At 65.4% G+C, this 10,330-nt stretch carries 8 protein-coding genes; 4 read left to right on the top strand and 4 right to left on the bottom strand.

The window, feature by feature from the left end; translation table 11 throughout:
• Nucleotides 1-162 precede the first annotated feature (162 nt).
• A complete protein-coding gene (mutL, locus tag A5906_RS08735) occupies nucleotides 163-1,977 on the top strand; it encodes a DNA mismatch repair endonuclease MutL (RefSeq protein ID WP_080134795.1) in 1,815 nt (604 codons plus the stop codon).
• A 121-nt stretch (nucleotides 1,978-2,098) separates the two neighbouring features.
• Here mutL and rsmD read toward each other — a convergent pair whose 3' ends face one another.
• Both rsmD and A5906_RS08745 read right to left on the bottom strand, forming a co-directional pair.
• Nucleotides 2,099-2,653: a 16S rRNA (guanine(966)-N(2))-methyltransferase RsmD gene (gene rsmD, locus A5906_RS08740; protein WP_080134796.1), complete on the bottom strand. Its 555-nt coding sequence runs from the start codon at nucleotides 2,651-2,653 to the stop codon at nucleotides 2,099-2,101.
• 2 nt (nucleotides 2,654-2,655) lie between these two features.
• Complete coding sequence (locus A5906_RS08745) at nucleotides 2,656-4,629, bottom strand: pseudouridine synthase (RefSeq protein ID WP_080134797.1); 1,974 nt, start codon at nucleotides 4,627-4,629, stop codon at nucleotides 2,656-2,658.
• 118 nt (nucleotides 4,630-4,747) lie between these two features.
• On the opposite strand from A5906_RS08745, the gene A5906_RS08750 reads away from it, so the two are divergent.
• The gene (locus A5906_RS08750; protein WP_080134798.1) at nucleotides 4,748-5,206 is read left to right on the top strand and encodes a nucleoside deaminase; all 459 of its coding nucleotides are present in this window, start codon (nucleotides 4,748-4,750) and stop codon (nucleotides 5,204-5,206) included.
• 103 nt (nucleotides 5,207-5,309) lie between these two features.
• On the opposite strand, the gene A5906_RS08755 is transcribed toward A5906_RS08750, so the two are convergent.
• Both A5906_RS08755 and purD read right to left on the bottom strand, forming a co-directional pair.
• A complete protein-coding gene (locus A5906_RS08755; protein ID WP_080134799.1) occupies nucleotides 5,310-6,212 on the bottom strand; it encodes an alpha/beta fold hydrolase in 903 nt (300 codons plus the stop codon).
• A gap of 205 nt (nucleotides 6,213-6,417) precedes the next feature.
• Complete coding sequence (gene purD / locus A5906_RS08760) at nucleotides 6,418-7,701, bottom strand: phosphoribosylamine--glycine ligase (RefSeq protein WP_080134800.1); 1,284 nt, start codon at nucleotides 7,699-7,701, stop codon at nucleotides 6,418-6,420.
• A 255-nt stretch (nucleotides 7,702-7,956) separates the two neighbouring features.
• Between purD and A5906_RS08765 the strand changes: the two genes are divergently transcribed.
• Both A5906_RS08765 and A5906_RS08770 read left to right on the top strand, forming a co-directional pair.
• Complete coding sequence (locus tag A5906_RS08765; RefSeq protein ID WP_080134801.1) at nucleotides 7,957-9,168, top strand: TIR domain-containing protein; 1,212 nt, start codon at nucleotides 7,957-7,959, stop codon at nucleotides 9,166-9,168.
• 279 nt (nucleotides 9,169-9,447) lie between these two features.
• Nucleotides 9,448-10,215, top strand: coding sequence for an IclR family transcriptional regulator (locus A5906_RS08770; protein ID WP_080134802.1), 768 nt, complete (start codon nucleotides 9,448-9,450; stop codon nucleotides 10,213-10,215).
• Nucleotides 10,216-10,330: the final 115 nt, after the last annotated feature.

Genomic DNA, 10,330 nt, shown 5'->3' on the forward strand with positions numbered 1-10,330 from the left:
AAGTCGATTCACCCCGGTTGCGCGATTTTCTCGAACGCCCAATGTCTTCAATGTGATAGACACCGCTCTTCCCCAGCCCACCACGTCCCTGTTGCCCAACACATGCTTTTGACGCAACACGGCCTAGAATAGCGCTGTCCGCGAATCCAAATCGAAAGCCTCATGCCCGTCCGCCAACTGCCAGAACAGGTCGTCAACCGCATCGCCGCCGGCGAGGTGGTCGAGCGGCCCGCGAGCGTGGTCAAGGAACTGGTGGAGAACGCCATCGATGCCGGCGCGAGCCGGATCGACGTCTTCACCGACGGCGGCGGACGGCGGCGGATCGGCATCACCGACGACGGCAGCGGGATGACCGCAAGGGACCTGGCGCTAGCGGTCGAGCGTCATGCGACGTCAAAGCTCGACGACGAGGATTTGCTGCAGATCCGCACCCTCGGGTTCCGCGGCGAGGCGCTGCCCTCGATCGGCTCCGTCGCGCGGCTGTCGATCACGACGCGGCACGCCAGCGAGCCGCACGCCTGGGCGCTGTCAGTCGAAGGCGGCGAGAAGTCCGAGATCATGCCGGCGGCGCTGGCGCATGGCACGCGTGTCGAGGTCAATGATCTCTTCTATGCAACGCCGGCGCGGCTCAAATTCCTGAAGACCGACCGCACCGAGGCGGAAGCGATCCGCGAGGTGGTGCGGCGCCTCGCCATGGCGCGGCCTGACGTCGCCTTCACGCTCGCGGGCGAGGAGCGCGCGCCGGTGACCTGGGCTGCCGCGCTGCCCGGCGCCGCCGGCCGCCTGACGCGGCTCGGCGATATCCTCGGCGCTGAATTCCGCAGCCACGCCATCGAGGTCCATGCCGAACGCGAGGGCGTCGTGGTCAGCGGCTATGCGGCGGCGCCCGCGCTGACCAAGGCCAACGCGCTCGGGCAATATCTCTTCGTCAACGGCCGCCCGGTGCGCGACAAGCTGATTCTGGGCGCCGTGCGCGCGGCCTATTCCGACTATCTGCCGCGCGACCGCCATCCGGTGCTGGCGCTGTTCGTCACGCTGGATCCGCGCGAGGTCGATGCCAACGTGCACCCGGCCAAGACCGAAGTGCGCTTCCGCAATGCCGGTCTCGTCCGCGCGCTGATCGTGCACGGATTGAAAGACGCGCTCGCACGCGAGGGCCGGCGCACGGCGGCTAACAGCGGCGAGAGCGCGCTGTCCTCGTTCCGCCCCGCCTTCACGCCACAGCGTCCGGCAAGCTGGGACTGGCGCGCCTCGCCATCCGCTCCGATCGCGCCGATGCCTTCTTTTGACGGCTCGGCCGCGCCTGCCTTCGCCGAGCGTGCGCAGGCCGCATTCGATGTCGGTGCGCCCAGCGCGGACGTGCGGATCGAGACGCAGCCGGTCAGCGATCTCGTCGACCGCCCGCTCGGCGCGGCGCGCACCCAGATCCACGAGACCTACATCGTCTCGCAGACCCGCGACGGCCTCATCATCGTCGACCAGCATGCCGCGCATGAGCGCATCGTCTATGAGCGGCTCAAGGCTTCGCTGGCCGCGAACGGCGTGCAGCGGCAGATCCTGCTGATCCCCGAGATCGTCGAGATGGACGAAGCCACGGTGGAGCGCCTGCTGGAGCGCAGTGAAGAGCTTGCTTCATTTGGGCTTGCCATCGAATCCTTCGGCCCCGGTGCTGTCGCCGTGCGCGAGACGCCGTCGCTGCTCGGCAAGACCAACGCGGGCGGGCTTTTGCGCGATCTCTCCGAGCACATGGCCGAATGGGACGAGGCGCTTCCTCTCGAACGCCGCCTGATGCACGTCGCCGCCACCATGGCCTGCCACGGCTCGGTGCGCGCCGGCCGAAGGCTGCGGCCGGAGGAGATGAACGCCCTGCTCCGCGAGATGGAGGACACTCCGAACTCCGGCCAGTGCAATCACGGCCGGCCAACTTACGTTGAGCTGAAGCTGAGCGACGTAGAGAAGCTGTTCGGGCGGAGGTGACGTTGCCGTAGGGTGGGCGAAGCGAAGTGTGCCCACCCAAGTGTGCCCACCCACCTTTCACAATCATGGAAAGGTGGTGGGCATGGCGCGTCGCGCCTTTGCCTACCCTACGGCAGCGAGACTACGGCTTCCGCAGAAACACGAACTCCGTGTCGTCATATGCTCGCCGCTCCAGCTCCTCAAAACCCTCGGGCATCGTGAACTGCGCGGCTTTGGCTTCTTCCACCACCAGCAGCGCGCCTGGTGTCAGCCAGCCACCGTCGCGCAAGGAGGCGAGCGCCTTTTCCGCAAACCCCTTGCCATAGGGCGGATCGAGGAACACCAGCGAGAACGGCTCGACGGGATGCGCAGGACCGAGGTCGGTCGCATCGCGGCGATAGACCTTTGTGGCGCCGCCGAGGCCGAGCGACTCGACGTTGTTGCGGAGCAGCGCACGCGCCTCGGCGCCATTGTCCACAAACAGCGTGAATTTCGCCCCGCGCGAGGACGCCTCGATGCCGAGCGCGCCGGTGCCGGCGAAGAGATCGAGCACGCGCGCATCCGCAATCGGATCGTCATAGGCGTGCACGAGGATGTTGAACACGGACTCGCGCAGGCGGTCCGCCGTGGGGCGGATGTCGCGCGAGGACGGTGAGGCGAGATTGCGCCCCTTCAACCTGCCGCCGACGACGCGCAAGCCTAGTCCTCCCGCGGCGTCAGGTCGCGCTTGCCGTGATAGCCGCGCTTGGGACGGCGCGGCGGGCCGTAGCCGTTCGCTTCCATCTCGTTGCGCTCGCGCGCCTCTTCGCTGCCGGTGCGCTGCACCAGCACGCGGCGGCCCTTGCGGTCGTTGATGACCGCGCGCTTCGCCGGCTTCTTCGGCGCATCGTCGCCGCGCCCGGCGGACTTCGACGGCACGTCGAACTCGGCACCCGATTTCTCGATCACCTTGTCGCCGAGCTGCTCGCGCAGCACGCGCGACTTGATCTCGTCGACCTGGCCTTCGGGAATCTCGCCGAGCTGGAACGGGCCGTAGGAGACGCGGATCAGCCGGTTCACCTCGAGCCCGAGGTGGGCGCAGACGTTGCGGACCTCGCGGTTTTTGCCTTCGCGGATCGCGAATACCAGCCAGACATTGGCGCCCTGGTCGCGCTCGAGTGTCGCCTCGATCGGACCGTATTTGACGCCCTCGACCTCGATGCCGTTCTTGAGCTCGTCGAGCTGCGCCTGCGTGACGTCGCCATGGGCGCGGACGCGGTAGCGGCGCAGCCAGCCGGTGTCCGGCAGCTCGAGCGTGCGTGCGAGGCCGCCGTCATTGGTGAGCAGCAAGAGGCCCTCGGTGTTGAAATCGAGCCGGCCGACGCTGATCAGGCGCGGCAGGCCTTCGGGCAGGTTGTCGAACACGGTCGGACGACCTTCGGGGTCGTCATGCGTCGTCATCAGCCCGCGCGGCTTGTGATAGAGGAACAGCCGGGTGCGCTCGCGCGGCGGCAACGGCTTGCCGTCGACCAGGACGACGTCGTTCGGGGTGATGTCGAGCGCCGGCGAGTTGATGACGCGGCCGTTGACGGTGACACGGCCCTGCGTGACCATTTCCTCGGCGTCGCGGCGCGAGGCGAGCCCCGCGCGCGCCAGTGCCTTGGCGATGCGCTCGCCGGCCTTCTTCGGCTTCGGCGCGTCCTCGCGGCGCGGCCGGCCCTCGAAATCCCGATCGCGCTCGCGATAGGCGCCGCGGCCGCCGAAGGCGGGACGCTTCTCGAAGATCCTGCTGTCGTCCTCATTGTCGCGGCGTGGACGGTCGCGGAAGCGGCCCTCGCTGCGCGGATGCTCCTGCCAGTCCATCCGGCCTTCCGGCCGCTGGCGCGGACGATCGAATTTGGGGCGGTCACCACGTTCGCTGTCACGGTCACGCGGCCGATCGAATTTCGGCCGCTCGCGGAACGGACGATCGCCCGATGCACGATCATCGCGCGAACGCGAGAAGCGGGGACGGTCCTCGCCGCGGCCGCCCTCGCGACGGTCGTCGCGCTGACGCCAGGGCTTTTCGTCGCCGCGATCGCGGCCGCCGAAATCCTTGTCGAAGCTCTTGCGCGGACGGTCACCGCGCGGACGATCGTCGCGCTTCTGCCACGGCTTTGAGTCGCCGCGTTCGCCACGATCCCGCGGACGGTCGCCAAAGCTGCGCTTGCGATCATCCTTGCCCCCGAAATCGCGGTCGCGGCCGAAATCCTTGCGCGGCCGGTCGGAGTCGCCACGCGAGAACTTGCGGTCCTCGAACCGGCGCTCGGAGCGCTCGCCACGCGGTGCGCGATCGTCACGGTCGAATTTCGGACGGTCGCCACGCGGCTTGAACGGACGGTCGCCGCGCGGCTTGAAGCTGCGCTCACCGCGCTCCTCACCCTCTCGCTTGAAGCGTGGCCGGTCGGAAAAATCGCGGCGCGGGGCATCGCCCTCCTCGCGGCGGCGGAAAGGACGGCTGTCACGGTCGCCACGCGGGCGGCTGTCGCGGTCGCCTTTGCCCTCGAAGCCGCGCTTGGAGAACTTCTTCTCGGGGCCGCGCGGCTTGCCGCTACGGCCGCCTTTGGACGGTCCCTTCGACGGTCCCTTCGATGGTCCCTTGGGGGGGCCTCGCCGGCCGCGGGAATCGTTGTCTTTGTCGCTGTCGCGAGGCATGAATAATCTCACTCAGGGGTGGCGCGAGGGCATTGTGCGCGCTCGTTCCGAGCCGCATGCTCAGGCAAAACCGGTATTCACTCTTGCTGAAGGCGGAGCTACTAGCAGGTTTCTGGCGATGATACGAGGCTTGAAAGCCCCCTCTTTCATGGATTTGGCGCTTCTGACGGCCGAAAATGCCGGAAAAGCGGGCGAAGTTCCGATCGGATGCGTGGTGGTCCGCAATTACGACGTCATCGCCACCGCGGCGAACCGGACGCTGACCGACCATGACCCCACCGCCCATGCCGAGATCGTCGCACTGCGCGAGGCCGCGAACAAGATCGGCAGCGAGCGCCTCGTCGACTGCGACCTCTACGTGACGCTGGAGCCCTGCACCATGTGTGCGGGCGCGATCTCGTTTGCAAGGGTGAGGCGGCTCTATTACGGCGCGGCCGACCCCAAGGGCGGCGCGGTGGAGTCAGGCGTGCGGTTCTTTGCATCGCCAACCTGCCACCACGCGCCGGATGTGTACTCCGGCGTCGGCGAGAGCGAGGCGGCACGGCTGCTCAAGGAGTTCTTCCGGGAGCGGCGGTAGGTCCCTCCCCGTCCTTGCGAGGAGCGAAGCGACGAAGCAATCCAGAGTCTTTCCGCGGAGGCAGCCTGGATTGCTTCGCTGCACTCGCAATGACGGGGGTGGCTCAGGCCAAGAAGAACTCGCGCAGGGCCTTCGCGGTCACATCGGGGTTCTCCTCGGTCAGGAAGTGCCCCGAATCCACCGGCATGCCGTCCACGTTCGTCGCCCATTGCTTCCACGTGTCGAGCGGCGTGGCGGCGGCCTGCGCCACGCCGGCATTGCCCCACAGCGCCAGCATCGGCACGGTGATCTTCTTGCCGGACTCGAAATCGGCCTTGTCGAGGTCGTAGTCGAAATAGGCGCCGGCGCGGTAATCCTCGCACATCGCGTGCACGCGGGCGGGATCGCGGAATGGCGCGATGTAGTGCTCGAGCGCGCGCTTGTCGATCGCGTCCAGCGTCTTCGATTTGGTCTGGCTCGCCATCTTGAAGCGCAGGAAGAACTCGCCATTGCTCGAAATCAGCGTCTCCGGCAGCGGCGCGGGCTGGGCCAGGAAGGTCCAGTGATAGATCTTCAGCGCATAGGCGCGGTTCATCCGCTCCCAGTAATTATAGGTCGGCAGGATATCGAGCACGGCGAGCTTCGACAGCCGGCCTGGATGGTCGAGCGCCAGCCGATACGACACACGGCCGCCGCGATCGTGGCCGGCGAGCGCGAAGTGCACGTGGCCGAGCTGCTCCATGGCTTCCACCATGGCTTTCGCCATCGCGCGCTTGCTGTAGGGCATGTGCAGCGCATCGCTCTCGGGCATGTCGGACCAGCCGTAGCCCGGCAGGTCGGCGATGATCAGCGTGAACTTGTCGGCAAGCTGCGGCGCCACGCGGTGCCACATCACATGGGTCTCGGAGAAGCCGTGCAGCAGCAGCAGTGGCGGCCCCTCGCCGCCGACGCGGGCGAAGATGCGGCCGAAGGAGGTGTTGATCCACTCGGAGGCGAAGCCGGGATAGAGGTCGGCGAGATCGGACATCTTTCTGCATCCTTGTCTGGTCAGTCCCGGAGCGCTCCCAACAAAAATGTCGAAAACAACCCCATGCACAGTAGCGGTATTATCAGCGGGGCCAGTAACCCCAACAGCTGATTGCGCATTTCTGGGATGCCGATGTGGCGGCGCGGTGGCGCAAATGCCGGAATGCGCGGATCGGCGCGTCGCACGCGCCGTCCGGCATGACGAGCTAACCTCTGGCCTTCTCCGCTTCCACCGCCTGCCAGCCGATGTCGCGGCGGCAGAAGCCGTCCGGCCAGTTGATGCGGTCGACGGCCTGGTAGGCGCGCGCCTGCGCCTCCGTCACGGTCTTGCCCAGCGCGCAGACATTGAGCACGCGGCCGCCATTGGCGAGGATCGCACCGTCCTTCTCAATTGTGCCGGCGTGGAAGATCTCGACGGTGTCGACCTTGGCGGCGTCATCGAGCCCCTCGATGCGCGTGCCCTTCTGGTAGTCGCCGGGGTAGCCCTTCGCCGCCATCACCACGGTGAGCGCGGATTCCGGATGCCAGCGCAGATCGAAATGCTTCAGCTCCCCGTCGCAAGCGGCGATGAACGCCGGCACGATGTCCGACATCATGCGCAGCATCAAGACCTGGCACTCGGGATCGCCGAAGCGGACGTTGAACTCGAACAGCTTTGGCCCCTGCGTCGTCAGCATGATGCCGGCATAGAGGATGCCGCGGAACGGCGTGCCGCGCTGCTTCATGCCCGCGACCGTCGGCAGGATGATCCTGGCCATGATCGCGTCATGGACCTGAGGCGTCACCAGCGGCGTCGGCGAATAGGCGCCCATGCCGCCGGTGTTCGGGCCGACGTCGTGGTCGAACACGCGCTTGTGGTCCTGCGCGGATGCCAGCGGGATCGCGGTCTCGCCATCGCACAGCGCGAAGAAGCTGATCTCGCGGCCGGGCAAAAATTCCTCGATCACGACTTCAGCGCCGGCCTCGCCAAAGGCGCCCTCGAACATCATGGCGATGGCGTCCTCGGCCTCGCGCACGGTCTTGGCGACGACGACGCCCTTGCCGGCGGCGAGACCGTCGGCCTTGACCACGATCGGCGCGCCCTGGCTCTGGACATAGGCGCGCGCGTCATCGGCGTTGGTGAAGCGCTTGTAGGCGCCGGTCGGAATGCCGAATTCGGTGCACAGCGCCTTGGTGAAGCCCTTGGAGCTTTCGAGTTGGGCAGCGGCTCCGCTCGGGCCAAACGCCTTGATGCCGCTAGCTGCGAGATCGTCGACGATCCCGGCCGCCAGCGGCGTCTCCGGGCCGACCACCACCAGCTCGACCGCGTTCGCCTTGCAGAAGTCGATCACGGCCGCATGGTCGGCGATATCGAGCGCCACGCACTCCGCCTCGCGCGCGATGCCGGCATTGCCGGGCGCGCACCAGAATTTGGTGACCAGAGGCGAGGCTGCGATCTTCCACGCCAGGGCATGTTCGCGGCCGCCGGAACCGAGCAGGAGAATGTGCATCGAAGGCTCGAAAATGAGGGGTTTTGCTGGGGGCGGAGGTCGCACGAATCGGGGTGGGGCTCAAGGGGGGCGAACAATATCCACCAAACTGTACCTCTCCGCGAGGCCCGACACTGTGCCCCTCCGCTCAAAGAGCCAATTCGACCATTTAGGAAATTTACAAGGGCGCCGGCGGCAGTTGTGGGTAGTTCCCGCCGCCGCTTGCGTTCTTTTTTGCCGCCATGCGACCATGGGTAGATCAGGAGATCGATCTCGATGGCCCGTACAAAAACGACAAAAAAGCTCGCTGCCAAAACGACGAAGGCATTTAAGCGAGCGTACGTAAGGCAAACCGACGTTCCCAATGCGTCTCTCGCCGACGCCTTACGCATTCCCAAAGCGATTGACGAAAACTTCGGAGGCCGCCCCACCGCCCCGCTTCAAGTCGCGCTAGCCCTTAAGGTCGATCCGGGTGGTTCACAATTGCGAGTGCTGTCGGGAGCCAGCATGGCGTTCGGACTAATCGAGGGTGGTGCTCAAGCTCAAACGATTTCACTGACCCCACTCGCCAAAAGCATCTTGCGCCCGACATCTGAAGAGCAGGATGCCGCTGCTCGCCGCGAAGCGGTCCTCCGCCCGCGCGTGTTCAAGGAATTTCTTGAAAGGTACGACAATCACGCCTTTCCACGAGCAGACATCGCGCTTAACGTGTTGGAGGAACTAGGTGTGCCTCGCGAGAAGTGCGCTGAAGTGCTGGAAAGGCTGCAGGAGAGTGCAAGGGCTGCCGGCTTTTTACAGCCAGGAAAAGACAAGACGTACGTCTTTCTTGACGTCGCACGACTAACACCCGCCGACCGGGAGCAACCCGAGACGTTCGACGACACTAAAGACCAGGACGATCTCGCAGCGCTCGCTGAGCTACACCAATCACCGTCAGCGCAACCTCATCCGCTTGCCTCTCTTGAGCCTATTGTAGCGCCCAATACCGAAGCGCCGCACAATGCAACGATGGCTGCGGCGGTGGCAGATGATGCGCGAAGGAGAAAGGTGTTCGTTACTCATGGAAAAGACAAGACGTTTGTCGATCCAATCAAGCGTATGCTGGAATATGGCGAACTTGAACCGGTAGTCTCGGTAGAGCGCACCTCTGTCTCCAAGCCAGTGCCAGACAAAGTAATGGATGACATGCGCATATCCGGCGCGGCGATCATTCATGTCGACGCTGAGCGCGTACTTAAGGACGACGACGGCAACGACCATGTCGTCATCAATCCGAACGTTCTGATCGAGATTGGTGCCGCGATGGCGTTCTACGGTCGCCGGTTCGTGCTGCTCGTCCGCGATGGCGTAAAATTGCCCTCAAACCTGCAGGGACTATTCGAGGTTCGGTACAAGGGTGACACATTGGACGCAAACGCCACGATGCAGCTTCTTGAGGCCATGCGCGAGATGAAGACCTTGCCGCTGCCAACAAAAGTTGGGCTGTAAGCAATCAGATCGCCGAAGCAGAATTCTTAGGAATTACGGTGACAGTGCACTAAATCCCCAATCAAAAGAGTCAGTTGGCATAGTTTAGTGCACCGTCACCGGTATCCCCACGAATCGGGGTGGGTCTCAAGTGGGGCGCTCCCGAACTCCCGGCCATTCGATATCCCCGATCATCCCGCGCGGTCGCCGGCGAACGCCTTTTCGCCGTCCGAGCGATCGGGTACACGGAATTTGCATTCCCCACCGCGTGCTGCGACAGCGATCTGATCGGCCTGATGGATGAACCCTGAGAAGCTGCAGCCGGGCGCGCCCGCCCTGGAAAAGGGGCTGGACCTTCTGGAGGCGCTGGCGGGCGCATCGCGCGGCCTCAGCCAGAAGCAGCTTGCCGAGCGGGTCGGCCGCTCCGTCAGCGAGATCTTCCGGATGCTGGTGGCGCTGGAGCGGCGCGGCTATGTCGCGCGGGATCCTGCGACCGGCGAATATACGCTGACGCTGAAACTGTTCCGGATCGCCTCGCAATTCCCGCCGACCGAGCGGCTGCTGAAGGCCGCGCTGCCGGTGATGGAGCAGCTGGCCTCCCGCGTGCAGCTGTCCTGCCACCTGACGGTGCTGCACGGCGAGCAGTTCATGGTAATTGCCCGGATCGAGCCGGAATGGCTGATGGGCTGGTCTGTCAAGGTCGGCGCGGTGTTTCCGCTCACCCAGCAATACGCATCGGCAAAGGTTCTGGCGGCCTTTCAGCTCGAAGGCCGGCGCGAAGAGCTTGCGCAAGTCATCGCCGCCAATGATCGCATCAGCACCAGGAAGGCCATCGACGCGCTCGATCGCATTTCCGCGGAGGGAGGAAACTTCTCCAATGACGATGGCTATACGCGCATCCTCGCCTATAGCTGCCCGATCATTGAGGCCTCCGGCCGCGCCGTGGCCGCGATGACCGTCCCCCTGGTGAGGCAGGATCAAATTCCCGCCACGGAAGCCAGCGCCATCGCCGCCGCGCTGCGCAGCGCGGCGAGGGTCGTCTCCGAGAAGATCGGCGGCGTCGCCTAGAGCACGCCGGGATCAGGCTTGATCGTCGCAACGACCGAGATGCACTCCCTCTCCCGCTTGCGGGAGAGGGTGTCTCCGCAGCGGGACAATCCCCAAGAGGAAAGAACCCTCACCC

Source organism: Bradyrhizobium sacchari, assembly GCF_002068095.1.
Lineage (GTDB): Bacteria > Pseudomonadota > Alphaproteobacteria > Rhizobiales > Xanthobacteraceae > Bradyrhizobium > Bradyrhizobium sacchari.